Source organism: Marinobacter sp. EhC06 (genome assembly GCF_001650915.1).
Lineage (GTDB): Bacteria > Pseudomonadota > Gammaproteobacteria > Pseudomonadales > Oleiphilaceae > Marinobacter.
This window is the reverse complement of sequence record NZ_LXYO01000012.1, coordinates 133,433-157,859: the sequence shown is the minus strand read 5'-3', so window position 1 is coordinate 157,859 and position 24,427 is coordinate 133,433. Positions and strand designations below refer to the sequence as shown.

Annotated in this window: 22 protein-coding genes; 13 read left to right on the top strand and 9 right to left on the bottom strand. The window is 58.2% G+C overall.

Features of this window, described 5'->3' with window-relative positions:
- Window positions 1–80 precede the first annotated feature (80 nt).
- Window positions 81–1,049, top strand: coding sequence for an NAD(P)H-quinone oxidoreductase (locus A8B84_RS07135; RefSeq protein WP_064227513.1), 969 nt, complete (start codon window positions 81–83; stop codon window positions 1,047–1,049).
- Window positions 1,050–1,081: 32 nt separating this feature from the next.
- Here A8B84_RS07135 and A8B84_RS07130 read toward each other — a convergent pair whose 3' ends face one another.
- Entirely contained in the window at window positions 1,082–2,107 is a 1,026-nt protein-coding gene (locus A8B84_RS07130) for an NADP-dependent oxidoreductase (protein ID WP_064227396.1), read from the bottom strand.
- Between the two features lie 178 nt (window positions 2,108–2,285).
- On the opposite strand from A8B84_RS07130, the gene A8B84_RS07125 reads away from it, so the two are divergent.
- The 8 genes from A8B84_RS07125 to A8B84_RS07090 all read left to right on the top strand — a co-directional run bounded on the left by A8B84_RS07125 (window position 2,286) and on the right by A8B84_RS07090 (window position 12,653).
- Window positions 2,286–4,358, top strand: coding sequence for a type VI secretion system Vgr family protein (locus A8B84_RS07125; protein WP_064227397.1), 2,073 nt, complete (start codon window positions 2,286–2,288; stop codon window positions 4,356–4,358).
- On the top strand, window positions 4,355–5,179 hold the full coding sequence (locus tag A8B84_RS07120; protein ID WP_064227398.1) for a DUF4123 domain-containing protein: 825 nt from the start codon (window positions 4,355–4,357) through the stop codon (window positions 5,177–5,179). The genes A8B84_RS07125 and A8B84_RS07120 overlap by 4 nt, the downstream gene beginning before the upstream one ends.
- A 3-nt stretch (window positions 5,180–5,182) precedes the next feature.
- Window positions 5,183–8,575 carry a toxin VasX gene (locus A8B84_RS07115; protein ID WP_064227399.1) on the top strand — a complete coding sequence of 1,131 codons (3,393 nt, stop codon included), beginning with the start codon at window positions 5,183–5,185 and terminating at the stop codon, window positions 8,573–8,575.
- A complete protein-coding gene (locus tag A8B84_RS07110) occupies window positions 8,572–9,708 on the top strand; it encodes a hypothetical protein (protein WP_064227400.1) in 1,137 nt (378 codons plus the stop codon). The genes A8B84_RS07115 and A8B84_RS07110 overlap by 4 nt, the downstream gene beginning before the upstream one ends.
- Window positions 9,709–9,870: 162 nt before the next feature.
- Window positions 9,871–10,443, top strand: a complete 573-nt coding sequence (locus A8B84_RS07105) for a hypothetical protein (RefSeq protein WP_064227401.1) — start codon at window positions 9,871–9,873, stop codon at window positions 10,441–10,443.
- Between the two features lie 67 nt (window positions 10,444–10,510).
- On the top strand, window positions 10,511–11,587 hold the full coding sequence (locus A8B84_RS07100) for a hypothetical protein (RefSeq protein ID WP_064227402.1): 1,077 nt from the start codon (window positions 10,511–10,513) through the stop codon (window positions 11,585–11,587).
- A gap of 90 nt (window positions 11,588–11,677) precedes the next feature.
- Complete coding sequence (locus A8B84_RS07095; protein ID WP_064227403.1) at window positions 11,678–12,091, top strand: TA system antitoxin ParD family protein; 414 nt, start codon at window positions 11,678–11,680, stop codon at window positions 12,089–12,091.
- Window positions 12,075–12,653: an AAA family ATPase gene (locus tag A8B84_RS07090; RefSeq protein WP_064227404.1), complete on the top strand. Its 579-nt coding sequence runs from the start codon at window positions 12,075–12,077 to the stop codon at window positions 12,651–12,653. The genes A8B84_RS07095 and A8B84_RS07090 overlap by 17 nt, the downstream gene beginning before the upstream one ends.
- A 7-nt stretch (window positions 12,654–12,660) precedes the next feature.
- Here the strand turns inward: A8B84_RS07090 and A8B84_RS07085 are convergent, their stop codons facing one another.
- Window positions 12,661–13,557, bottom strand: a complete 897-nt coding sequence (locus A8B84_RS07085; protein WP_064227405.1) for a DUF1853 family protein — start codon at window positions 13,555–13,557, stop codon at window positions 12,661–12,663.
- Between the two features lie 64 nt (window positions 13,558–13,621).
- Here A8B84_RS07085 and A8B84_RS07080 point away from each other — a divergent pair, with 64 nt between their 5' ends.
- The 3 genes from A8B84_RS07080 (at window position 13,622) to A8B84_RS07070 (ending at window position 15,935) form a co-directional block, all read left to right on the top strand.
- Window positions 13,622–14,062 carry a VOC family protein gene (locus tag A8B84_RS07080; protein ID WP_064227406.1) on the top strand — a complete coding sequence of 147 codons (441 nt, stop codon included), beginning with the start codon at window positions 13,622–13,624 and terminating at the stop codon, window positions 14,060–14,062.
- 102 nt (window positions 14,063–14,164) lie between these two features.
- The gene (locus A8B84_RS07075) at window positions 14,165–15,589 is read left to right on the top strand and encodes a hypothetical protein (protein ID WP_064227407.1); all 1,425 of its coding nucleotides are present in this window, start codon (window positions 14,165–14,167) and stop codon (window positions 15,587–15,589) included.
- The gene (locus tag A8B84_RS07070) at window positions 15,561–15,935 is read left to right on the top strand and encodes a hypothetical protein (RefSeq protein ID WP_064227408.1); all 375 of its coding nucleotides are present in this window, start codon (window positions 15,561–15,563) and stop codon (window positions 15,933–15,935) included. Before A8B84_RS07075 ends, A8B84_RS07070 begins: the two co-directional genes overlap by 29 nt.
- A gap of 42 nt (window positions 15,936–15,977) precedes the next feature.
- Here the strand turns inward: A8B84_RS07070 and A8B84_RS22060 are convergent, their stop codons facing one another.
- A complete protein-coding gene (locus A8B84_RS22060; RefSeq protein WP_064227409.1) occupies window positions 15,978–16,511 on the bottom strand; it encodes a cold-shock protein in 534 nt (177 codons plus the stop codon).
- A gap of 222 nt (window positions 16,512–16,733) precedes the next feature.
- Between A8B84_RS22060 and A8B84_RS07060 the strand changes: the two genes are divergently transcribed.
- Window positions 16,734–16,952 carry a SlyX family protein gene (locus tag A8B84_RS07060; protein WP_064227410.1) on the top strand — a complete coding sequence of 73 codons (219 nt, stop codon included), beginning with the start codon at window positions 16,734–16,736 and terminating at the stop codon, window positions 16,950–16,952.
- Window positions 16,953–17,023: 71 nt separating this feature from the next.
- On the opposite strand, the gene dapE is transcribed toward A8B84_RS07060, so the two are convergent.
- The 6 genes from dapE to map form a co-directional block, all read right to left on the bottom strand.
- Window positions 17,024–18,160 carry a succinyl-diaminopimelate desuccinylase gene (gene dapE, locus A8B84_RS07055; protein WP_064227411.1) on the bottom strand — a complete coding sequence of 379 codons (1,137 nt, stop codon included), beginning with the start codon at window positions 18,158–18,160 and terminating at the stop codon, window positions 17,024–17,026.
- Entirely contained in the window at window positions 18,147–19,175 is a 1,029-nt protein-coding gene (gene dapD / locus A8B84_RS07050; protein WP_064227412.1) for a 2,3,4,5-tetrahydropyridine-2,6-dicarboxylate N-succinyltransferase, read from the bottom strand. The genes dapE and dapD overlap by 14 nt, the downstream gene beginning before the upstream one ends.
- An 88-nt stretch (window positions 19,176–19,263) precedes the next feature.
- Window positions 19,264–19,605 (bottom strand): ArsC family reductase, encoded by a 342-nt coding sequence (locus A8B84_RS07045; protein ID WP_064227413.1) that lies wholly within the window; start codon window positions 19,603–19,605, stop codon window positions 19,264–19,266.
- The gene (dapC, locus tag A8B84_RS07040) at window positions 19,602–20,804 is read right to left on the bottom strand and encodes a succinyldiaminopimelate transaminase (protein WP_064227414.1); all 1,203 of its coding nucleotides are present in this window, start codon (window positions 20,802–20,804) and stop codon (window positions 19,602–19,604) included. Before dapC ends, A8B84_RS07045 begins: the two co-directional genes overlap by 4 nt.
- On the bottom strand, window positions 20,801–23,446 hold the full coding sequence (locus A8B84_RS07035; RefSeq protein WP_064227415.1) for a [protein-PII] uridylyltransferase: 2,646 nt from the start codon (window positions 23,444–23,446) through the stop codon (window positions 20,801–20,803). Before A8B84_RS07035 ends, dapC begins: the two co-directional genes overlap by 4 nt.
- Complete coding sequence (map, locus tag A8B84_RS07030; protein ID WP_064227416.1) at window positions 23,447–24,217, bottom strand: type I methionyl aminopeptidase; 771 nt, start codon at window positions 24,215–24,217, stop codon at window positions 23,447–23,449. It abuts the gene before it with no gap.
- Window positions 24,218–24,427 lie beyond the last annotated feature (210 nt).

Genomic DNA, 24,427 nt, shown 5'->3' with positions numbered 1-24,427 from the left:
CATCTGACAACGTCATTTGTGCAATGCTCGAAAAACATAGGGTATCCTGTGGCCATATGAGCAAGGCCGAGACGTCATACATGATCAAAGCAATCAAGGTAACCGGGGGCAACCTCAGTTGGGATTCCTGGGAAGGGCCGGGGGAGCCTCCGGCGGATCACGTCGAGATCGAGGTGGTCTGGACCGCCATTAACCGTGCCGACCTGATGCAACGGGCTGGTGTCTATCCACCCCCGCCGGGAGCGTCTGACATTCTGGGGCTGGAAGTCAGTGGTCGGATCGCCTCGGTTGGACCGGATGTTACCCAGTTCAAGCCCGGCGATGAAGTCTGCGCCCTGCTGACCGGAGGCGGTTACGCCACCCGCGTGGTGGTACCGGCGGTGCAGGTGTTGCCCATTCCCAAAGGGTTAGCGCTGGAAAAGGCCGCGGCCATACCGGAAGTTTTCGCCACGGCCTGGCTGAATCTCTATCACGAAGCGGCCTTGAAACCGGGCGAGCGGGTGCTGCTGCATGCGGGTGCCAGCGGCCTTGGAACCGCGGTTATCCAGCTGGCGACGGCCTTTGGTAACCCGGTCTTTGCCACCGCTGGTGATAAGGCCAAGCTGGAGGTTTGTCGCAATCTGGGAGCCAGTGGCGTCTGGAACCGGAACGAGGGTTCCTTTATTGATGCTGTCACTGCATGGGGCGGCGTGGATATGGTTCTGGATCCGGTCGGAGGCAAATATATTGCTGAGGATCAGCGGGTTCTGAATGTCGATGGCCGGATCGTACTGATCGGACTGATGGGCGGCCGGATGGCCGAGGTGGACCTGGGCATCATGCTGATCAAACGCCAGCGCCTGATCGGTTCCACCCTCCGTTCCCGAACGGTCGAGGACAAGGGCGAAGTGATGCAGGCACTGTACCGGCACGTCTGGCCACTGCTCGCAGCCGGCCAGATTGAGCCTCTGATTGATAGCACATGGCCGATAGAGCAGGTGGAAGATGCGATGGCCTATGTGGCCGAGAACAGGAACACCGGTAAGGTGCTCCTGAAAATCTCCGACTGATCACACAGCCCCTCGCGTCTCCCGGGCTGAAATCAGTCTGCGATATGAACCAGCTGCTTGCCGAAGTTCTGGCCCTTGAGCATGCCCTTGAACGCATCAACGGCGTTTTCCAGACCTTCGGCGACGGTCTCCCGGTACTTGAGTTCACCAGAGGCGACCCGGGAGGCCAGAATGTCCGTGATTTCCTGATGCTGGTCCTGCCATTCTGTCACGAGGAAAAAACGATGCTCGGGAGCCGGATCAAGCGCCCCGAGCACGTGGAAGGGAGTTTCCACGCTGGCCATATCTTTTGCATTGTAGGCAGAGACAAAACCGCAGATGGGCACGCGGGCGCCTTTGTTGAGTAACGGGGCAACGGCGCGCGTCACGGCACCACCGACGTTTTCGAAGTAAACGTCGATGCCGTCTGGGCAGGCTGCCTTCAGGTCCTCTTCCAGATTGCCGGCCTTGTAATCAATACAAGCGTCGAAACCCAGTTCATTGACCACGTAATCGCACTTCTCAGGCCCGCCGGCAACGCCAACGGCCCTGCAACCTACTGATTTGGCAGTCTGGCCAACGACGGTGCCCACTGGTCCCGAAGCCGCCGAGACAACCACGGTTTCGCCTGCTTTCGGCTTGCCCACGTACATCAGGCCGCAATAACCAGTGCGCCCGGGCATGCCGGCAACGCCGAGGTAGGCTTGCAGGGGCACGTTGTCTCGTTGCTGAATTTTGTAAACCATCGGCGCATCGGCCGGAAAGGTTACGTATTCCTGCCAGCCGGAATAGCAAGTGACCAGGTCGCCGACTTTCAGATCGTCTGAACGTGATTCCACCACCCGGGCAACGCTCTCGCCGACAATGGGCTCGTCAATGCCGATGGGGTCCATGTAACCCTTGGCATCGTTCATGCGGGGACGCATGTAAGGGTCCAGCGAAAGCCAGAGCACCTGGGCAACCACCTCGCCCTCACCAGGGGAGCGTACGGGGCGCTCTTCCAGCACCAGATCACCTTGCTGAATTTCACCCTGGGGGCGCTGCTTGAGCACAACGGCTCGGTTCTTATATTCGCTCACTTGTCTCTCCGGTTGCATAATGAAACCAGATTAGGGTGCAGCAGAATGGATTTCCGGTCAACCTCTCATCATGCCGACACAAGACTGGCCCGGGGTTTCATTCTCCGGCTTGATGGCTATAATCGGAAGCCTGCTCAGGACGAGTTCAAAAACCGATTGCTCTTCAAGGAATGAAGATATGCCCCAGGCAAGTGGATTGCAGTTTACCGCCCGTGTTGGCGGACTCCCCTCTGATCTTTTCTCAGTGGTTGGCTTCACACTGACCGAGCGTCTTTCCGAGGTGTTCCAGGGTCACCTTGAGCTGGCCAGTACCGACCCCTCCATTCAGGCATCGGAGATTCTGGAGCAACCGGTTGTTCTCGTTATCTGGCAGGATGGTGAGCCACTCAGGCGCTTTACCGGCGTGGTCAACGAATTCGTTCGAGGCGATGCCGGCCACCGGCGTACCCGCTACGAGCTGATTATTCAGTCGCCGCTCTGGCGTCTGGGACTGATGCACAACAGCCGGATTTTCCAGACTCAGGGCACCGACACCATTGTGCGCACTCTGTTGGAAGAGCGGGGCATTATCGATTCGGTCTTCGATCTCAAGCGCTCCCCGGAGCAGCGGGAATACTGTGTTCAGCACCGGGAAAGCGATCTGGCCTTTCTCGAACGCCTCGCGGCTGAAGAGGGCTGGCATTACCGCTATGAACACGGGAGCGTGGATGGCGACACCCAGCCGGCCCTGGTCATCGCAGACCACCACGGCGATGCCCCGAAACTGCAGCCGGCCGAGTACAACGCCAAAGCCGGCGGCAGCGCCCGCCGCCCGGCGGTGTATCGATTCCGTTACGAGGAGCGGGTGCGGGTGGCTTCCGTAGCCATGAAGGATTACACCTTCAAAAACCCGGCCTACGCTCTGATGCATGAAAACGCCTCCAGCGGATTGAAGCACCGGGAAGACTACCAGCACTACGACTACCCCGGCCGCTTCAAGGCCGACGCCAGCGGCCAGCCCTTCAACGAAGCCAGACTTCAGTCCCTGCGTAACGACGCCAGCACCGCATCCGGGCAGAGCAACCGCCCGGATTTCAGCGCCGGTGCCAAAGTAGAGCTTACGGAGCACGACAGCGCCGCCCTGAACCGGGAATGGCTGCTGACGACCATCACCCACACCGGCACCCAGCCCCAGGCCCTGGAAGAAGAGGGCGGTAGTGAGCCGACCACTTATCACAACCGGTTCAGCGCCATACCCGCCGATCTCACCTGGCGCCCGCACATCCAGCATCGTCCCCTGATGGACGGCCCACAAATTGCGATCGTCACCGGCCCGGAGGGCGAGGAGATCCACTGCGATGAGCATGGGCGAGTCAAAGTTCGATTTCCATGGGATCGCTACTCGAAAAATAACGAACACAGCAGCGCCTGGCTGAGAGTCAGCCAGGGTTGGGCTGGCGGCCAGTATGGCTTTATGGCACTGCCCCGGATCGGCCACGAAGTGATTGTCTCTTTCCTGGATGGCGATCCGGACCAGCCCATCATCACCGGCCGAACCCATCACGTCACCAACACGCCGCCTTATGCGCTACCGGAACACAAAACCCGCACCACCCTGAAAACCAAGACCCACAAAGGCGAGGGCAGTAACGAACTGCGGTTCGAGGACGAAGCGGGCCAGGAACAGATCTACGTTCACGCCCAGAAAGATCTGGACCTGCTCACCGAGAACAACCGCACGGAGGTGATTCGGAACGACAGCCACCGAACCGTGGAGAACCACAATTTCAGTCATGTAAAAGGCAATGAGCATCGAACAGTCGATGGGGAGCAGCGGGAATCCATCGGTGGCGACTGCAGCCAGAACATAGGCGGCACATTCCACCAGAAATCCTCTCAGGGAACATTTAGCGAAGCGGGTACTGAAGTACATCACAAGGCGGGAACCAAAGTGGTGCTGGATGCCGGCGCTGAAATCACCATTTCGGCGGGTGGCAGTTTTTTGAAACTGGACCCAAGCGGCGTGACGCTATCCGGGCCAGGCATCAAGATCAATTCCGGTGGTTCGCCGGGGAGCGGTTCGGGACAGAGTGTGGTGATGGCGCAAATGCCAAGGGTTATTGAGGGTGATCAGCCCCACGAGCCCGAGCAGGAGGCACTGGCGGAAGTTGAACAACGGAAGAACGCTCCGGCCATCAATGTAGAATCCCAAGTTGCGGCACTCAGGAAGGGGAATGCAACCTGCCCGGTTTGTGAGGAGCAAAACTCATGAATCAGGATTCCTGGTCGTTGCGGGAGTCGCCCTTTACCCATGTTCCCTGGCCTGGCCATCAACCTGTTGGGCTTGTCCTGGATGGTGTTGCTATCCCCGAACTCGGTGAGCAAATCTACCAGTGGGCCGGCGGACAAACCATTAATGCAGAGTGCCTGTACGTTGCAACCCGCTGGGAGGCGGTTTCGGACTTGTCCCCCTGGCTTGTATGGCTCAGTGGGCCAGAAGACCCGGTGCTGGAAGGGTTCCTGGAGCAGGGGCCCAGGCAAGAGCAGGGTTACCTGCTGATCTCGGCCACAGACCATGCTAGCTGTGCCTGTTGGATGCGCTCCCACCTGCAGGTAGAAGTGGCGCCGGGCTGTGAAGAACTGGTGCGGATTGCCCATCCGGCACTGGCCGCCACGGTGATCGGGGGCAATTTGCCGCGTTTCCCCACCAGGGCCGTGGACCGGTTGATTGTTCCGGATCGTATCAGCGAGCAGTGGCACCTTGTCGAGCCCCCGGCTGTTCAGTCTGGCGACATAGGTGACCAACCCGAAAAAATGATGGCCTCGCGGGACTTGAAGGGCGCTTTCGATGCCTTTAATCGGCGCAAAGGCGCACTGCACATATGGAGCAACCTGCATGAGTCGGTGCGCAAACAGTTGGGTGGTCCTGATTTGAGGGATGCCTACCCGGCACTTGGCAGAATACTGGAAGAGGCCCTTGGCAACGGATGCAACAACTTGCGGGAGATTATGCAATTCCTGTTCGTAACCTTGCCATCACAAGCCGATAGCAATGCCGTGACGGAAACGGCGCCTCCATTGAATCAAGGATGAACAATGACACGGATACAACGCCCCACTGACGACCGGGCAAGCAACGATCTTTTGTGCTGGGAACAATCAGGCACCCTCATTGATGAACCCGCTTCATGCCCACTGCTGAAAACCGTGCACCTGCTGCCTATTCGGTACGGCAGGGTAGAAGTTGCGCCCGCCGATACAGACCCGGGGTACCCCTACTCACTGACCTCCCGCCCGCTTGGCTACCGCCTTCTTAGGTATGGCTATCTTTATGTATTGGACGCAGATACCGGGGAGCTCCACGAGTACCTGCATGAAAATGGTGAACTGACCGGCCACAACGGTGGCAAGCTGGAATACCCGAAGCAGCACACCCTCTACGTTTGCTTCGCCGATGTGCCCCTCACCGAACGCAAGAAAGCTCAGATACTCGACAGCCAGGAGGAGCGTGCGCACTTCATGCAGGAAATCGACCTGGCCAGTGCCTCGCCGGTCAGCGGCGGTGAGCACCTGCTGACGCCTGAACAGGCCAAACAATGGGTGGCTGAATTTGGCGAAGACTATACGCCGGATGCCCCCGAAAACGGCCACCCCCAGGAAAGCGAGCCCTACCAATGGGAGAATCAGCCCTATTACCACAAGAGCCGATTTGGCAAGTTGATCAAGCAGCAGGCCGTGGAAGACCCGGACAATTGCCTGTGCCTGGTGCTGAGGGACGACGTGGGCGTGATGCTGGACCTGGCTCAGCATCAGGATGATGTGGTGGGCTGGATCGGCGACTGGGCGGAAGGTGGTGACGAGCCGGGGCACACCGAGCGGGACTATATGCTGGGTGCATGGATAGAGTCCATGACACTGATCAACGATCACGCTCTGGAGACGGCTGGCGAAAGACCGGGAGGCGAACCTTTCCAGTCGCTGTACGAGAGTACCGACGAAGCACAACGCCAGTCCATCTACGACTACCTGGAGGTGCGCAGGGATTACCGTGGCCCGCAACCGATGGGCCCCGAAACCTACCTGCGCGAGCACCACGGGGATAATCCCCTGGTCCGGGCACAATTGGCCATGATTGATGCCCTGGGGCAGGCGAACTACGAGCAGCACCGGGACACCATCAATCAGCTCAACCTGCAGAACTATTACCAGCTTAACGGGGCCAAACTGGGCCAGCGCGGCATCAATGAACTGATCGACCGCCCCCGTATGGATGCCTTCATGGCGGCGCAGCGGGCCAAGCTGGCACGGTGGCAAGGGTTGCTGGCGGACATCACCGATGACCGGGCCACCCTGTTGTGTGATTCCCGCTTCCACCAGGCCGCCTGGTATTTCGACGTGGCGGATGAGAAGCAACTGGAGGCGGCCCTGGACCTGAACTATGCCTGCGTGAAGGATTTTTGCCGCACCGACGAGGCGGCGGAAAAGGTACTGGCCTGGCTGGAGGAGAACCCCCAGTACAGTCACCCCTTGTTCCACACCTTGCCCAAGGCCGCCCAGGCGCCGGATGCAGAGCCATCGACCACCTACTTTGGTATCGCAGGGGCCGGCTACAGCCTGGTGACCAGGGCTGCCGAGTGGGCGCGGCGCCTGGCCGAGGCGGAGGCCGGACACCTGCCGGACCTTGAGTTACGCTCCCAGGAAATCCAGGCAAAGGCAGCCGCCATTGGCGACACCCTGGCACCGGCGGTGTCAAAAGGTATCGCCCGGGCTATGGAACAGCTTTACCAAGGCATTGAGGCAAACCGGATACCGCCCCTGGACGACCTGTTCCGGGACCTGCCGTATTTTTTCAAGGGCAAGATGCTCAAGGTCATCCAAGGCGGTGAGGTAGAGTTCCGCGTTGCCTCGGAACCGGAGCTGGCCACCTTCCGCCAGAACCTGGAACAACTGCTGTCGCTGAACGAACGGCTGGAATCCCTGGCCCACGACCACGACGTGGCCAAGGCCACCCACGGCCACAAATCCGAGCGGGCGCAAAGCATCGTCAACGAGTTCAAGGCCACCCGGGAGGAACAGCGGGCCCTGGGCCGGCGTCTGGCCGGCGCCCTCAGCCCGGTGGAGGAAACCAATACCGGCCTGCGGCTCGAGCCCGCAACCACGGGCAGGGCGGGTATCTCCCTGCTGCTGCCTGCCGCGGGCCAGCAGCAGATGGGCACACTGATGGGGCACCTCCGCCAGGGCCTGACCTCTGCGCCACGGGTGAACCTGCTGGGGGATGGGCTGGGTGTGATGGTGTTTGCGGCGCAGTTGGTGAACTTTTTTCACGCTGTTTCCGAAGTTAAAGCTCAGTCACCAGACGCCAGGAGCTATGGCAAACTTATCGAAAGTCTGTCTGCTACGTCCGGCGCCGGTTTCCTGGCCGCCCAAAGCCTGGCGGACACCGCTCTGTCCTCCAGGGCCCAGACCCTGGCAAACTCTTGGCAGCGCAGCGCCGTGCAGTCGGTCCATATCCAGATGGGCCGCTTGCATGTTGGGTTGGGAATATTTGCATACGGCGCGGGTGTTATCAGCGCCGCCATCGGCACCTACAAGCATGCCAGCAACTGGCTGGAAGCCGTACGGACCGGTAATGCGCAGGCGCAATTGGGGGCGACCCTTGGCATGGTGGGCAGCGGCGGGCTGACGGCGACAAATCTATATGGCCTAAACCAGACACGAATAGCTGCGATGGAGGTATGGCGAGCCGCCGACAAGGCAGGTGCCTGGGCCACCGCAGGCACCCGTCTGTCCAGCCTGTTCGTCCGCCTGAACATTGCCGGGCTGGTGTTTACCGTGTTCGAGCTGGGGGGCACCTGGCTGTACAACCGCTACAATTTGAGCGAGCGGGATCAGTGGCTGCAGACCACCCCCTGGTCGCGGGAACCCGGCCAGATCCACAACGGATCGCTGGAGGAGTACGAGCAGGCCTTCGCCCAGCTCGGCAACAGCCTGTCCCTGGAGAAGGTCCCGGCGGAAGAGCAAGACGGTAAGGACCAACTGGTGCTGAACTGCCATGCTCTGACGGCGGCGGGGTTGATAGAGCCCCTGGACCAGCCGGCGCCCCGGCGAGTGTGGCTGAGTGCCTGGCGCATCCGGCCAGAACGCTCGGGCTGGTTCCGTGACACCCCGGAAACCTGGGTGCGCTGTTCCCATGATATCCTGACGAGCCTGGCCATCCGGGAAGGGGGCGGACATCTGCAACTGGCGTTCTCGCCCCCGGACCACAGCAAGAGCGATCCGTATCCCGAAACCCGTGACCTGGCGCTGATGGTCCGGCTGGACACCCACCATTCGGAGGACCGCTACACCCAGGAGGTGTACATGCTCAAGGTAACGCCTGACAGTGACTGGCCGGTGACGCCTGTCCAGGAACCTCCCCAGGATAACGAAGGCAGGACCTTCTGGTACCAGGTACGCAATCCCTTTATGGAACTGGATATCTTCGAATGACACAGGAAACGCCCAAGGCGGATATAGCGAATGCCCCCAGGGCCGGGCGAAGTGACAAGTTCCCCAGCGGAACGGTGACGTACCTGTCACCGTTGCCCCTGCCCACTGGTTTGCCGCCCACGGACCACGGGCACGCAGTGGGTGAGGTGAACGAACGCTATCTGGACTTCGGGGTGGGGTTGCCTTCGGTGTTTGGCTGGCAGGTGACTCTTGGCGGCCCTTTTGGCTTATTCGTTATGGTGGCCTTGGTTTTTCCGGCGATTGCCTTTTTAATGCTTTACTGGCTCGGCAATGGTCTGCCCGATGCCATTCATGCTTTTTGGGGAGTGATAGAGATCAGCTTCTGGATTGGCTTTTGGGGAGGGGGAGGTTTAATGCTTTGGTGGCTAGTTGCGTCCGTAATAGAACTCAAGAAAAAATCCCAGGTCATCCCCACCCGCTTCAACCGCCAGCGCCGCGAGGTGTGCTTCGTGCCCAATGGTCACCGGGAGCCCATTTTCGTACCCTGGGAGGAACTGGTGGCCTGGGTGACCGAGGCCCAGGGGGTGACCGAGTACGGTGTACAGCGCCAGTACGGCTTCGGTGTAGGCTTCCTCCACCCACAAACCGGCGAGAAATACACGCTGGAATTCCAGACTTACGGTTTGCCCCAGGCCATCAGCAACTGGGAGGCCATCCGGGCCTACATGGAATACGAAGTCCACACCCTGAAAGAGATCCAGGATCCATTGGAACTTCAGGGCCCGGATGATCCGCCCTGGGAGGGCGTCCATGTTTTCCGCAATGCCCGCAAACGTCTTCATGAGGAATACCGGGAAGGCAAACGGGGAGTGCACTACCTGACCGGCTGGTACCTGTACCACCTGATGACCTTTTGGACCCTGCCCAACCGACTGGTGGAGTGGGAAGTCAGGAAGATCAAACGCATGACCCGAAAAACGCTGCCCAAGGCCATGGCGGAGTGGTCTGAACCGTTATCTGAGAGCGAGTGGGCCAAGCCCAGCGAGACCTTCAAGCGCTTAAGCCAGAAGGTTCGTGAGAAGCAAAAGGCCCGTCCGGGGCGGTTGCCCTATGAAGTCTTTGCGGAAGTGTATGCCGAGGAGGACCGTCTGCCGCTGGCATCAACCAATTGATGAAGTAGTAAAGCCATTTCAAGGAGGAAATGATGACAAACATTGTAAACGCAAACCGCACAGGCTTTATGGCGTCATTCAGCTGTCACAAGCCGAGCTTGATCAGCTTGGAAGATCGGAAACCCTAGTCTGCAGTCAATGCCAGACGATGGACGGTCTCTCATGAACTCAAAAAGTACTCAGTTCGAACAGCCTCTACACGCGGGGCGTTCCGAGCCTTTCCCGAGTGGCCGGCTGACTCTTTTATCCCCCAAACCCCTGCCAACCGGCCTGCCGCCGGTGGATCATGGCCATGCGGTGGGGGAAGTGAATGACGGATACCTGGACTTTTTGGGCAGGGGCGACATCGGTGTTCGGTTGGCAAATGACGTTAGGTGGCTCTTTGGGCTTGTTCACACTCTCCCTTCCTCGCTGGCAGGCTTATTCCAAATTAAAGAACGTAACGCCCGCCCGTTTAACCGCCAACGCCGCGAAGTGTGTTTCGTGCCGGAGGGGCAGAAAGAGCCGATCATCGTTCCCCGGGAAATGCGGATCAGCCTCTCTAATAAGGATTTTGATGCCGCGACTGGGTATGCAATAGCGATGGCGGGTGGGCTGGTTTTTCTGGCGTATCTTTTACTGGTGACCATGTTGGCAATCCCGGGCTGGGGAGGGGCGATTTTGGGTATGGCTTTCATCGTTGTAGGAGGGTCCTATGCTGGGCATCAAAGGACGGCTCTTTTGAGCAATTGCTGAAGCGGCGTCCTTGGGGTGCATACGCTCAGCCCAAGTCACCCTATTGGTATTTTACCGAGGTTAGTGCATGACAAACGCGCAGATGAAGACTGAGTATGCGGCCACAGCCTTCAGAACTGTTGCTATTCAGCCGCTGCCCGAGAGCCCAAACAAACGCACGCGTATTGGCGAGGAACTGCAGCCAATCGGTACATACGCTGCAGTCATTCCTTATCTTCGAACGATTCAAGATGTGGAGGCGCTGCAAGAGCACGACAAAACTGACCCTGAATTCAAAGATAGTGATTGGTGGTCAGATCATCAGCGGATTCGATTTTTGAACGGGAAGATGGGGCTAAAGTTCCTGTTGCTGATTATTCCACTGATCTGGGTGCTTTCCCTGTGGTTGGCTGGTCCGGCAGTTATGGTTTGGATGATTGCCGAAGTAGATGTCTTGAAGGAGCTCCCGGCATTAGTTATTGGATTGTGCTCTATTGTCCTAACGATTGGGTGGTATGGGTTCGCGATCTGGGTCACGCCGATAACCACAAACTGGATTATGAGCACCGGCGTCGGATTCCTCCTTAAGCCGTTCGAAAAAAACATCAACAAAAAGCTGGATGCGACGCTTGAAGATGGATGCAGCGAATTCAACCGCCTCACGGGTCAGGTCCGCATTGCGCTTGGTCGCGGTCGCTTCTTTGAAGCCCCGTTCGTGGAATTTGACGCCTACATTGAGCGGGTAATTCAGCAAAGCGGGGTGTTCTACCGCCTGATGCTGGTGCACCGCTACACCCAGAAAACGTTCAACAAAACCGGCTTCAGCACCATCGAGTCGGAAAAGTCTGAAGTCTTGGCATTGTGGGATATGTTGCAGCGCTATATGGATGTCTCCCAGCCTCTGCCCGACACGCCACGCCTGGAACCTTTCCGTCATCTGGACCCGATAACCGCTGAGCATGACAGAAAAACCGGGAGGAACCCGAGGTACTGGCGGGATCTGGATCTGGAATCCTGGAAGGAGGGAGAGGGCTGGACGAAGGTGCATCAGCGCCAGAATTCATACCCGTGGGCAAGCCGAACCTGCAAGCTGACGCCTCAATTGGGCAAGATCTCGATGGAGGAATATCGGAAGCTGCGGCCTGCTGGTGCCTGGCCAATTTAATGCCTACCGAGAGGCCAAATCTCGTTTGTTGCATATTGCAACACCTGTGGTAATCTGTTGCTAACACTTAGCCCTACTCAGGAGGTCACCATGACAACCGCTGTCCGTCTCGACGAGACTCTGGTCCGCCACGCCGCCGCAGAGGGCGCGGTTCATCGGCGTTCGACACCCAAGCAGATTGAGTACTGGGCCGAGATAGGGCGTGCTGTTGCCGGGGACGTGAGTGCGGAAGATCTGATTGCCATTCTCCAAGGTATCCGCCAGGTGCGGGTTGAGCCGGTGGTGGCTGAGTCTGTTTCCAGTGATGACCTCTGGGCTGAAGTAGATCAGGCCCGGGAAAGCGGTGATCTGGGGCGTTCGATTGCCAGAGGTCGTACGGTGTATCAGGCGTCTGGAGACAAGCCCGGCTATCTGGAGGCGATTTATCCGGATGGCACCCGGGAAGTCGGTCAGTTTCGCAACGGGCGTTTTGAAGCACTGAGTGACCGTGACAACGCAGCCTGAACTCTGGCTGCTGATTGGCGGCAACGGTGCCGGCAAGACCACATTCTATGAGCGGTTCCTGGCCCGCCGGAAGATTCCTCTGGTGAATGCCGATAACATCGCCCGCAGTGTGTGGCCGGACGCGCCCGAGAAACACAGTTATGAGGCGGCGCTGATTGCCGAACGGGAACGGTTCCGACTGCTTGAAGAACGCCAGAGTTTCTGTTTTGAAACTGTCTTTTCCCATCCCTCCAAAGTTGATTTTGTCGGGGTCGCCAAGGCTGCGGGGTTTCGCATTCGGCTGTTTTATTTCCACCTGGAATTCGCTGCGTTGAACAACGCCCGGGTGGCGTCCCGGGTAAAGTCCGGCGGCCATCATGTGCCCGAGGCCAAGGTTGAGTCCAGAATTCCACGGACCCTTGCCAACCTTCGCGAATGCATCGGGCTGGCGGACGAAATGCACCTCGTTGATAACTCCAGCCTCGATCAACCCTACGTACGTATTGCGGTCTGGGAGGCGGGGCGGTGGCGTACCTGTCACGAGGCCTTGCCTCAGTGGGCAGCCGATCTTATTGATGCCTGATCGAGAACTATGGCCAGCTGTCCGGCACTACAAATAAGCGGGCGGTTTCCTGCCAGAAACCGTTGATGGTGTCCAGTTCGAGTTTTGCGAAAAGAAGCGGAACGCTGTGGTGCTCAATCGTGTTCAGCGCTGCGGCAATTACCCCTGGTTCGGGCGGCTCGCTCTGATGCCATGGGCCAATCCAGTGGGGCTTGTTCAGGACCACCCAGCCGGAAATCTCTGACGGACTTACCTGGGAAAGATAGCGCCACCGTCCGCGCAGATGGTTGGCTGGTACATACTCGGGGACGCTAACGTCTGCGGCGGCTGGATGGAACAGGTATCCGGGCATGAAGATGCGCGGTGTGACTGGCCCGGTGATTCCGGCGTCTGCCAGCAATGTTTGGGCCTCGGGCAGCTGGGTCCGCTGGCTTTGCTGGTGCAGCAGGCGATCGGTTTTCAGGTCCAGCCGGTCCCGGGCGTTCGGGCCGTACCACAGAGCTTTTCCCCCAGGCTCCGGAACCCCCAGGTAGTATTTGATAGCAATTTCGTGGTGTTCTATTCGATCTTCAGAGCGGTTGTGCACCACGAAATCCATCTCTCCGATGGTTCGGCCGTTCGACTGGATTTGCTGGTTTTGAATCAGAATATCCCAGCCCAGAAGGTCTTCGAGCAATACCCGGTAAAGTCGCTCGAAGTAGAACCCCAGCCTTTTCTGGGGTGCCTCTGTCAGCAGCGCCGGGGCTGTTTCGGGATGTTGGTCCCAGGCCTTGAGTTTTTCGGGAACGTCGTCAGAAAAGTAGCGCCCAGGCTCAAACGTCAGTGGTGACTGCAGCAGTTGGGGCGCCCGGCACAGCCAGGCAAGGTGCCTGATCGCCGGCGTGGTCAGCTCTGGAGTTGAGTAGGGGGTTGTTTTTGAATCCATATGGCCAGAATACCGTAAACTGTCCGCAAGGCACGATGATCAATACAGTTCTGAAGGAGGCTTCATGCAATATCTTCACACCATGATCCGGGTGAGCAACCTGGATGAGACACTGCATTTCTTTTGCGATCTGCTGGGAATGGTTGAGATCAGTCGCAAGAGTAGCGACAAAGGGCGATTTACCCTGGTGTTTCTGGCCGCGCCCGATGACGAAGCCCGTGCCCGTGAAGACCGGGCGCCGATGATCGAGCTCACTTACAACTGGGATCCGGAAGAGTATACCGGCGGGCGTAATTTCGGCCATCTTGCCTACCGGGTGGATGATATTTATGCCCTTTGTGAGCACCTTAAAGCCAATGGGGTAACGATCAATCGTCCGCCCCGTGATGGCCATATGGCCTTTATTCGCACGCCGGATAACATCTCGATTGAGCTTCTGCAGAAAGGCGAGGCGCTGCCACCGAAGGAACCCTGGGCCAGCATGGAAAACACTGGTACCTGGTGAGCCCGCAGGCGGGCCGCCGCAAGGGGCTTGAGCGTGATACAATAGATCTCTGCAACATAGCTTTCGCATCAGGATGATGCATTCAAAACATGGAGAAGTTTGATGGACGATTGGCAAGGATGCCTGGATCCCCAGTGCCAGACCGCATTATTACGAGCCCGGGAAAGTGTTGAACGCCGCGGTGGCTCGGTGATTACCGTTGAAGACTACCTGCTTGCCCTGCTGGACTCCGCGCCTGCTATAGCCCGCTTTCTGCGCGGCTGCGGCGTGGATATGGATGAACTTACCCGCACCATTCAATGCGAACAACCGATCGTGACGGAAGTTGGTGGCGAAGGGCAATTGTCTTCCCAACTGATTTATTGGTTCGCGGCGGCCCGGGAAACCGGCGATTCGCCATGGCTTGGATGGTCGCAACTGCTGGAGGCACTGGTTCGCCACGCGGAGCGGCTGCAGGAAAAGGCCTATGTGGCGGTTTTTGAGTTGGTCCCACGCTGGCCCGATCCTTCCGAGGAGCGGGATCCGGCGCCGATTGATAACTTCCAGAGAGCGCCCGTGGTAGTGACTGATTCCCCATGGGTTGAGCTGGCTGAGGATGTCGCAATCAGTCTGGCGGCGTCTCCGTCAGCCATGATCTGGGTGCGTGGCGAGCGTGGAGCGGGCAAGACCGCCTGGCTGCAATCGCTGCTTCCAGCACTGGAGCAGGATTACGTCGAGTTGGATCTCAGGAGGGAAACGGAGATCATGGCCAGTGATCTTCCGGTTCTTCCGGAGCTCTCATCTGAGGGCGGTCCGAGCGAGGACGGGCCTCGCTGGCCGGTACTGGTACTGGACAATATCTCGCCTGCGGACCTGATTGAGCTGATGGATCTTCCGGATGGGCTGGCGTCAGCGCTCGTACTGCAATGGGCTGGTCCAATTCTTCTGCTGGGTCCTGATGAGCCCATTAAAAGCCGTGCAGCCGCCTCAATTCAGCATCGTCTTGGCCGAACCCTGGACATCTTTGATATGCCGGTTTCAAGCGTGGTTCAGCGCCGGGCCATTTTAACCGCGCATCAGGCGGCTATCGAGAAGCAATGGAATGTCCAGATTTCCCGCTCTGCGATCCGGTTTGCCGCCTCTCGCCAAAGTCGTTGCGTGAGCACGCCAGGAGGAATGCTTCAATGGCTGGAACGGGCTGCTGCGAGGCTTAATCTCTTTGCGCGAAGAGGGCCGGCCGAGGCGGTGGCCCTGGCAGGGCAGGCCGACACCTTGAGGCGTCAGTCCCTGGTGGCGCTGGCGCGGCAGGAGCCGCTCGATGATATCGAGGCGTCGCTTGGCGAAATCCAGCTCCATCGGGTTGCAGCAGAAGTGGCCTGGCATGAGCGTAAGGCTGCAGGCACGTTGCGTCGGTTGTGTGCTGAAGATTTGCGGCAGGAACTGGAGCGCTGGGTTGCAGCGCGGCCCGGGCCGGTTCACTATGTGCTTCATTGTAATCAGCAGGACGGAGATTCAGCGGGTGCAGGATCTGGAAATTTACATTCGTGATCTGGAGCCAGGTGCGGTTTCGGGGTGGCTAGTGAACCATCTGGACGAACTGGAACTGGATGACGTTGAGGTAACGAGAGTAATCAAGGGCGTGGCCCGCTACAAGAGCGAAAGGCTGCGGATATCGCTTTATCCCGGAGCTTTCGGAAAGCGTTTTACCTCATTGGTTATTGAAGGTCCCAGGGTGCCCTGGAACAGTGATCTGGATTGCGCGCGCAGCGCCTGGCGCGCCATGGATACCGAGATTCGCTGCAGTCCGGGAGACTGGAAAGAGGGCGAGCCGGTAGAGGATGAAAAATGGTGGCGCCTGGACCACCGGGGCGAGCAACAGGTCGTCTGGAACTGAAAGAGGCAGCCCAAGGGCTGCCTCTTTGTTTTCAGTGGCTGATTACTCGCTCAGGATGGACACGTTGTCGGCCTGAAGACCTTTGTCTGCCTCAACAACATTAAAACGAACCAGTTGACCCTGGCGCAGAACCCGACGACCGCGGCCGCGGATCGCGCGAAAGTGCACAAAAACCTCGTCGCCACTGTCGCGCACAATAAAGCCAAAGCCTTTCTTGACGTTGAACCATTTGACGGTGCCTTCCTCATCTCCCTCAGGGCTGCTTTCGTCATAGCCATCATCATCGTCGTCGTTATAGCTCTGGCTGGGGGCACGATTGTTCGGCCGGGAAGTGCTGCGCTGTTCGGCTGGTTTCTTGACGGATAACGCAATGGCCAGGAAGCCCGCAACGCCGAAAACGATCAGCGTGATGATGTACGCGGCGATACCACGAGTGCTACCCAGTGCCTCTACAAGTTGGCCTGCAGCGATCAGGCGAAGTGGCTCTGGTGTAAACGACAGCAACAGGGCAAGCACCAAAGGCGCGGGGATGGCGATCAGGAGAGCAAAAAGGATCGCTTTGGATGGATTACGCATTGACTGAAATTTCTCCATTCTTGTAACGCTAACGATAAAAACCGGATATCGGGTAAAATCGCACATCCGGCCGGTGAAAACCGCCAGTTCCCCGGAAAACGGGAGCGCAGGCGGGCAAAAGCGGCATGATACCAGATTATCCCGAGCGCTGACCAAGCAACGGGGTAAGCAGTGTCATCAATCACATTCTTTATAGATCCACCCAGGGAGTGCCAATACCTAATGAGCCAGAACGATCTGGAAACCCGACTGGACGAGCTGGAAACGCGGCTGGCCTTTCAGGACGACGTTATCAATACCCTGAGCGAACAGGTGGCCAGGCAGGAAATGGACATTCGGGAATTGTGGGAGGCCAAACGGCTGCTGCACAAACAGCTCAAGGATGTTTCTCCGTCCAATATCAAGTCGGAGCAGGACGAAACACCTCCTCCTCATTACTGACGATCGCGCAATGAAAAAGGGTCAGATGAAGGTTTCATCTGACCCTTTTTTGGGGATTCCGTTTTCGACCTCTATGCCAGAAGTTCGATCAGAATCTGTTCGTAGATGTCCGACAGGGTGTTGAGATCCTCGGCTTTCACACATTCATCCACTTTGTGAATGGTAGCGTTGATAGGGCCAAGCTCGACTACCTGTGCGCCGGTTGGCGCAATGAACCGGCCATCCGAAGTACCTCCAGAGGTTGAAAGCTCGGTTTCCCGGCCCGTTACCGTGCGTATTGCCTCCTGGCTGGCGGACACGAGGGCGCCGTTGTCGGTCAGGAAGGGGCGTCCGCTCAGATGCCACTGCAGGTCGTACTTCAGGTTGTGGCGGTCCAGGATGGCTACCACACGTTCCTCAAGGCTTTCTGCCGTGTTCTCCGTGCAGTAGCGGAAGTTGAAGTGCACCAGGCATTCGCCGGGGATAATGTTACTGCCGGTGCCCGCTTCCATTTTGGTGATCTGGAAAGTGGTCGGCGGGAAGAAGTCGTTGCCGTTATCCCAGAATTCCTTTGCCAGCGCGTCCAGTGCAGGAGCCACGGAGTGAACCGGGTTCTCGGCCAGATGCGGATAGGCAACATGGCCCTGAACTCCGTGCACCGTCAGGTAGCCATGTAGGGAGCCCCTACGGCCGTTCTTGATCACATCGCCCACTTCATGGGTGCTGGAGGGCTCGCCAATCAGGCACCAGTCGATCTTCTCGTTCCTGGCTTCGAGGGTCTCCACCACTTTAACAGTGCCGTGCTGGGCTGGCCCCTCTTCGTCGCTGGTGATCAGCAGGGCAATGGAACCCCGGTGGTCAGGGTATTTCGCTACGAAGCGTTCGCAGGCGGTCACAAAGGCCGCCAGGCTGCCTTTCATGTCTGCAGCGCCTCGGCCGAGGAGGTACCCGTCTCTGATCACAGGGTCAAAGGGAGGGTGAGCCCAGTTTTTCTCAGGTCCGGTTGGAACCACATCGGTATGGCCGGCAAAGGCCAGCACCGGCCCTTCGGAGCCCTTTCGGGCCCAGAGGTTATCGGTATCGCCAAACCGCAGGTTCTCGCCGGTAAAGCCCAGGGGGGCCAGCCGCGACATCATCAGTTCCTGGCAGCCGGCGTCGTCCGGTGTAACGGACTGCCGGCGGATCAGGTCGATCGCGAGTTCGAGGGTCGGGGAATCAGTTGTTTGCATGCAGCTCTTCATTCAGCTCGATGGCGGTCTTGTTGGTTTTGCACTCCACGGCGCCGGTCTGGCTGTTACGACGGAACAGCAGGTCTGTCTGATTAGCCAGGTCGCGAGCCTTGATAACCTCTACCAGTTCATTGTTGTCATCGAGCAGCGCAACTTTGGTGCCGGCTGTGATGTACAAGCCGGCTTCAACCTTGCAGCGATCGCCCAGGGGGATGCCGATACCGGCATTGGCACCGATGAGGCAGTTCTCGCCAACGGCAATGATGATGTTGCCACCACCGGACAGGGTGCCCATGGTGGAACAGCCGCCGCCCAGGTCAGAGCCCTTGCCAACCATGACGCCAGCAGAAATTCGGCCTTCAATCATGCTGGTGCCCTCGGTGCCGGCGTTGAAGTTGATGAAGCCTTCGTGCATGACTGTGGTGCCTTCGCCTACATAGGCTCCAAGACGAACCCGCGCGGTGTCGGCAATACGAACACCTTTCGGTACCACGTAATCGGTCATCTGCGGGAATTTATCCACGGATTTCACTTCCAGCGTGCGGCCGTCCAGGCGGGCCTGGAGCTGGCGGTCGGAGAGCTCGTTCAGATCGATCGCGCCTTCGTTGGTCCAGGCCAGGTTCGGCAGCAAACCAAAAATACCGTCCAGCTTCAGGCCGTGGGGTTTCGCCATGCGATGGGAAATCAGGTGAAGCTTGAGGTAAACCTCGGGCGTGCTGGACGCTGTGTCATCTGTTTCGAGTACGGTAACAGCTACCGGGCGTTTGCTTGTGGCTGCTTTGTCCGCCAGTGCCGCCTGGTCGGTCTGGCCGATCTGGCGAAGGGCGTTGGCGAGTTGGCTGAGTTGCTCGGGAGTGGCACTGATCGCCTGGTTGCCACCCTTGTAATCCAGGGCGTTGGAGATGACGTCCATCAGGGTGTTATCGGGTGTCATGACCGGCTGCTGGTAAAAGACTTCCAGCCATTCGCCCTGGTTGTTCTGGGTGCCGATACCGATACCGAATGCAAAGCTCATCTGATGGTTGCTCCTGTTTTGAATGTGGGGTCAAAAGCACGCGCTTTCGGACCCCGGAGTTAAAGTTTGAGTCTGGTTTACCTGAGATTCAGGTCAGCCACGCGGCCCATTCGGCTGCATTGAAACCCACGCGCACTTCATCGCCGCGTTCTACGACAGGGCGCTTAATGATGGATGGATTTTCCAGCATGATTGAATGGGCGCTCTGGGCGCTAATGGTATCACGAACCTCTTCGGGAAGTTTGCGCCAGGTGGTGCCACGGCGGTTGACGAGGGCTTCCCAGCCTAACGCTTTTTCCCAGCGTGACAGCAGCGGGTCGTCGAGACCGTCCTTCTTGAAATCGTGAAACTGGTAATCGACACCGTTTTCATCCAGCCACTTCCGGGCTTTTTTCACCGTGTCGCAGTTTTTTATGCCGTACAGTTTCATGCCTGATTCGCCTTAACAAATTCAACAATGCGGTTTGCCGCCTCAACGCACTCTTCCAGTGGCGCTACCAGCGCCATGCGGACCCGGTTTTCCCCAGGGTTGTGGCCATTCACGGTGCGGGAGAGGTAGCGGCCGGGCAGAACGTGAACGTTCTGTTGGGCGGAAAGTTCCCGGGCGAAGGTCTCGTCGTCCATCGGGGTTTCCGGCCAGAGGTAGAAGCCGGCATCGGGAAAGTCGACGTTCATCACTTCCCGCAGTATGGGCACGACGGCCTCAAACTTGGCCCGGTAAGCGGCGCGGTTTTCGCGCACATGGTCTTCATCATTCCAGGCGGCAATGCTGGCTAGCTGGTTGTGGATGGGCATGGCGCAGCCGTGGTAGGTGCGGTACTTGAGGTAGCCTTCCAGAATTCTGGCATCGCCGGCGACAAAGCCAGATCGCAATCCGGGCAGGTTGCTGCGTTTGGACAGGCTGTGAAACACCACGCAGCGGGCGTAGTCATCACGGCCAATGGCAGCGCATGTTTGCAGCAAGCCTTCCGGCGGATTGCTCTCGTCCGGATACAGCTCGGAATAGCATTCGTCAGAGGCAACAACAAAGTCGTATTTGTCGGCGAGAGCAATCACCCTGGCCAGCGTTTCCCGGGGGATCACCGCACCACTGGGGTTGCCTGGTGAGCAAAGGAACAGTACCTGACACTCCTGCCAGATGGATTCTGGCACCGAATCAAAATCGGGAATAAAGCCATTGGAGCCGTCGCAGGGAAGGTATACCGGGGTGGCGCCGGCCAGGAAGGCGGCACCTTCATAAACCTGGTAAAACGGGTTGGGGCTGACCACTGTGGCAGGCTTGCTGGAATCCACCACCGCCTGGACCAGGGAGAAGATCGCTTCGCGTGTGCCGTTCACCGGCACGATATTGCTGGCCGGGCTGAGGCTGCCAGGTGTCAGGTTGAATCGGCGCGTCGCCCACTGGCTGATGGTTTCGCGCAGTTCGTCCGTGCCTCGGGTCGTCGGGTAATTGGCAAGCTTGTCCAGATTGTTCGCAATGACCTGTTTGACGAATTCCGGCGAGGGGTGCTTTGGCTCCCCAATCCCGAGAGAAATCGGCCGGAGGTGATCTGGCACGCTAATGCCGGCCTTCAGTTTGGCGAGCTTTTCAAACGGGTAGGGGTGGAGTCTGTCCAGATTTGGATTCATTGAATGTCGTCCAGCATTTTACAGAGATCGTGCTGCAGGGCCTGGCACACGGCCGGGTCCCGGATGGCTTCGCCGTGCTCGTCGGTCACAAAGAAAACGTCCTCTACGCGTTCGCCCAGGGTAGCAATCTTGGCGTTGCTCAGGCGTACCCGATGCTCCAGCAATACCTGGCCGACTCGCGCCAGCAGGCCGGGACGGTCGGGTGTGATCACTTCCATCACAGTGCGCTGATTGATGGTGTCATTAGAGAAAGTCACTTCCGTCGGGAAGGCGAAATGCTTCAGTTGCCGTGGTGTGCGCCGGTGGATGATGTCCGGGTAGTCCTCCGGATCATCCAGCTCTTCGATCAGGCGTAAACGCACTCGTTCCTTGCGCGCGGGGTCGATGCCCAGTGGCTGGCCCTTTTCATCCAGAACCACGTACGAACTGATGGAGTAGGGGCCTTCGCTGGAGCTGATCCGGGCGTCCACGATGTTCAGGTTCAGTTGCTCGAGGACGGCGGTGGTTGCAGCAAACAGCGCCACCCGGTCCTTCATGTAGATAATGATCTGGGAGTAGCCGTCCGTGGGGCCGCCCCGGGTGTCGCGAATAAGCACCAGTGGGTCGGGGTTGTCGCCATGGCGGATAATGGCAGCGGTCTGCCAGGCGATATCAACGGTAGAGTCCTGGAGGAAATAATCCTCGTCTACGGTGTCCCAGATGGCGTCGATCTGTTCATCGGTCATGTTCTGGGCGTGCAGGATCTCCCGCGCTTCCGACTGGGTAGCGCGAACCCATTCCTGCCGGTCGATGGGGGTTTCCGTGCCCCGGCGCAGGGCCCGTTTGGCTTCAATGTACAGTTGGCGCAACAGCGAGGCGCGCCAGGTGTTCCAGAGTTTGGGGTTGGTGGCACTGATGTCGCACACGGTCAGCACGTAGAGGTAGTCGAGATGCGCCTGGCTCGGTACCGCCCTGGCAAATGCATGAATGATGTCCGGGTCGGAAATGTCTTTGCGCTGCGCAGTCATGGACATCAGCAGATGGTTTTCCACGAGCCATGAAATCAGTTGGGTGTCCCGCTCACTCAGATGGTGCCTTTGGCAGAAAGCCTCGGCGTCTATGGCGCCCAGTTCCGAATGGTCACCGCCCCGGCCTTTGGCGACATCGTGGTATATGCCAGCAATATAGAGGGTTTCCAGTTTTGGTAGCCGATGGATCAAGCGTGAGGCGAGGGGGTATTCAGTTCGGGCGTCGGCGCCGCTGAGTCTTACCATGTTGCGGATGACCCGCATGGTGTGGGCATCCACGGTATAGATGTGGAAAAGATCGTGCTGCATCTGGCCAATTATCTGGCCGAATTCCGGAAGGTAGCGGCCCAGCACATTGTACTTTTTCATGGCAGACAGCGTCTGATCCAGCGCATGGGGCGTTCTGAGCAGCTCCATGAACAGTGTGGTCACGGCCAGGTCGGACCGGAACGCATCGTCAATCAGGTGCCGGTGTGCCCGTAGAGACCGGATCGTGGTGGCCCGTATGCCCTTGATCTCCGGGTGCTGGGCCATCAGCACAAAGATTTCCATAATGGCGTACGGCGCGTAGGCAAACACCTGATTGTTAACCGCTTCGATATAATAGTTGCGAATCTGGAAGCGTTTGTTTATTGGCTGGATGGCGTCTTCCGACGCGCTGCCGAGAATGGCCTCGTCATAATATTGCAGAATCACATCGGCCAGCTCGGCGAGTGCCAGTACTGTCCGGTAGTAGGACTGCATCATCAGTTCAACGCCGAGTCGCTTACCTTCGTCCTTGTAGCCGAGCATCTGGGCCAGGGCTCGCTGGTGGTCAAACAGCAGGCGGTTTTCATTCCGGTCGGCCAGCAGTTGTAAGCCATAGCGCAGCTGCCACAGGAAGGTTTCACCCTGGAAAAGAATCTGGTGTTCTTCCTCGGTAAGAATGCTGAATCGGGTCAGGTCCGCAATGTTCTGGAGTCCGAAATGCCGCTTGGTAATCCAGCCAATGGTCTGTATGTCGCGGAGGGCGCCCGGCGACCCTTTGACGTTGGGCTCAAGGTTATATTCGGTATCGCCGTATTTCTGGTGCCGTTGCTGCTGCTCTTCGCGTTTGGCAATAAAGTAGTCGCGATCGGTGCTGACATTGTCGGAGTAGACCTGCTCGCTCAGTTCCGAACGCAGTTCATCCGGGCCTGCAATGGTGCGGGTTTCCAGCAGGTTGGTCAGTATGGTGATGTCTTCACGGGCCGCCGCTTTGCTCTCTTCAATACTGCGAACGCTATGACCGATATCCAGTCTTAGATCCCACAGGAGGGTAACGAAGGCGCCCAGGTCTTCGTGCCAGCTGTCTTCAATGCCATTGCGTGTAAGGATGAGCAGGTCAATGTCGGAGTGGGGGTGAAGCTCACCGCGCCCGTAGCCGCCAACGGCTATCAGGGCAATGTCCGGTGAGTCGGCAAACGGGTAACGGTTCCAGATAAGTCTGAGAACGGTATCGACGGTGTCGGCCCGGGAATGAACAAGGGCGCGAACATCGGCGCCCTGTCGGAAGGCCTCGGCATCGGCGTCATACCTCCCCTTTAACAGCTCCCGGGCCGCCCTGACCGGAGAGGGGTCGTTACTGATGCGGGATTCCAGCTCGCTTTGGTCCACTTAGAAGGACTCTTCCTTTCGCTTGGTCAGAACCTCATGGCCGTCCGCAGTCACAAGGATGGTGTGCTCCCATTGTGCAGAGAGCTTGTGGTCCTTGGTAACCACTGTCCAGCCATCTGGCAGAAGTTTGGTCTGGTACTTGCCCTGGTTGATCATCGGCTCAATGGTAAAGGTCATGCCTTCCTGTAGCTCCAGACCAGTGCCGGGTTTGCCGTAATGCATCACCTGTGGCTCTTCGTGAAACACCGCGCCGATGCCATGGCCACAATAGTCACGAACCACGGAATAACGGTGTTTCTCGGCATGCTGCTGAATGACGTGGCCAATATCGCCAAGGCGGGTCCCCGGCTTCACCAGTTCGATACCCTTATAGAGGCACTCCTGAGTGATCTGAATCAGTCGCTCTGTACCTGGTTTCGGTTTGCCGACGATCCACATCTTGCTGGTATCGCCGTGGTAGCCATCCTTTATTACGGTGACATCAATATTAAGGATGTCCCCATCCTTCAATATTTTCTTCTCAGACGGTATTCCATGACAGATAACGTGGTTGACCGAGGTGCAGATCGACTTCGGAAAACCTTTGTAATTGAGCGGCGCCGGAATGCACTTCTGCTCGTTAACAATGTAGTCGTGGCAAATTCGGTCGAGTTCTTCGGTGGAAACGCCCGGTTTGACGTAGTCGCCAATCATCTCGAGCACTTCGGCCGCCAAACGGCCAGCGACGCGCATCTTTTCGATTTCTTCCGGAGTCTTGATCGATACCTGCATTGGGCTTCCCGTTGATTTGTATCAAACCGGCATTTTAAGGGGCCTGCCGCCCGGGTACAAGGAAGCGGGTCGTCAAAAATAATGGCGTTCACCGACTCGAATATGGTATAAACGCGCCCGCTGGAAACGAATCCGGCAAATTCACACACGTGTCGGCACGTTATCCCAGGGTGCCTGCTTCTGCTTTTCAAGGAGCCAGGTTGGGGTAAT

What these genes read in the sequence shown, in the direction of transcription:
- A8B84_RS07110 (WP_064227400.1), top strand. Translation starts at nt 8,572, where the DNA reads ATGACACAGGAAACGCCCAAGGCGGATATAGCGAATGCCCCCAGGGCC.
- A8B84_RS07135 (WP_064227513.1), top strand. Translation starts at nt 81, where the DNA reads ATGATCAAAGCAATCAAGGTAACCGGGGGCAACCTCAGTTGGGATTCC.
- dapE (WP_064227411.1), bottom strand. Translation starts at nt 18,160, where the DNA reads ATGCAAACAACTGATTCCCCGACCCTCGAACTCGCGATCGACCTGATC.
- A8B84_RS07075 (WP_064227407.1), top strand. Translation starts at nt 14,165, where the DNA reads ATGGACGATTGGCAAGGATGCCTGGATCCCCAGTGCCAGACCGCATTA.
- A8B84_RS07085 (WP_064227405.1), bottom strand. Translation starts at nt 13,557, where the DNA reads ATGGATTCAAAAACAACCCCCTACTCAACTCCAGAGCTGACCACGCCG.
- A8B84_RS07095 (WP_064227403.1), top strand. Translation starts at nt 11,678, where the DNA reads ATGACAACCGCTGTCCGTCTCGACGAGACTCTGGTCCGCCACGCCGCC.
- dapD (WP_064227412.1), bottom strand. Translation starts at nt 19,175, where the DNA reads ATGAGCTTTGCATTCGGTATCGGTATCGGCACCCAGAACAACCAGGGC.
- A8B84_RS22060 (WP_064227409.1), bottom strand. Translation starts at nt 16,511, where the DNA reads ATGCGTAATCCATCCAAAGCGATCCTTTTTGCTCTCCTGATCGCCATC.
- A8B84_RS07100 (WP_064227402.1), top strand. Translation starts at nt 10,511, where the DNA reads ATGACAAACGCGCAGATGAAGACTGAGTATGCGGCCACAGCCTTCAGA.
- A8B84_RS07105 (WP_064227401.1), top strand. Translation starts at nt 9,871, where the DNA reads ATGAACTCAAAAAGTACTCAGTTCGAACAGCCTCTACACGCGGGGCGT.
- map (WP_064227416.1), bottom strand. Translation starts at nt 24,217, where the DNA reads ATGCAGGTATCGATCAAGACTCCGGAAGAAATCGAAAAGATGCGCGTC.
- A8B84_RS07060 (WP_064227410.1), top strand. Translation starts at nt 16,734, where the DNA reads ATGAGCCAGAACGATCTGGAAACCCGACTGGACGAGCTGGAAACGCGG.
- A8B84_RS07115 (WP_064227399.1), top strand. Translation starts at nt 5,183, where the DNA reads ATGACACGGATACAACGCCCCACTGACGACCGGGCAAGCAACGATCTT.
- dapC (WP_064227414.1), bottom strand. Translation starts at nt 20,804, where the DNA reads ATGAATCCAAATCTGGACAGACTCCACCCCTACCCGTTTGAAAAGCTC.
- A8B84_RS07080 (WP_064227406.1), top strand. Translation starts at nt 13,622, where the DNA reads ATGCAATATCTTCACACCATGATCCGGGTGAGCAACCTGGATGAGACA.
- A8B84_RS07045 (WP_064227413.1), bottom strand. Translation starts at nt 19,605, where the DNA reads ATGAAACTGTACGGCATAAAAAACTGCGACACGGTGAAAAAAGCCCGG.
- A8B84_RS07120 (WP_064227398.1), top strand. Translation starts at nt 4,355, where the DNA reads ATGAATCAGGATTCCTGGTCGTTGCGGGAGTCGCCCTTTACCCATGTT.
- A8B84_RS07125 (WP_064227397.1), top strand. Translation starts at nt 2,286, where the DNA reads ATGCCCCAGGCAAGTGGATTGCAGTTTACCGCCCGTGTTGGCGGACTC.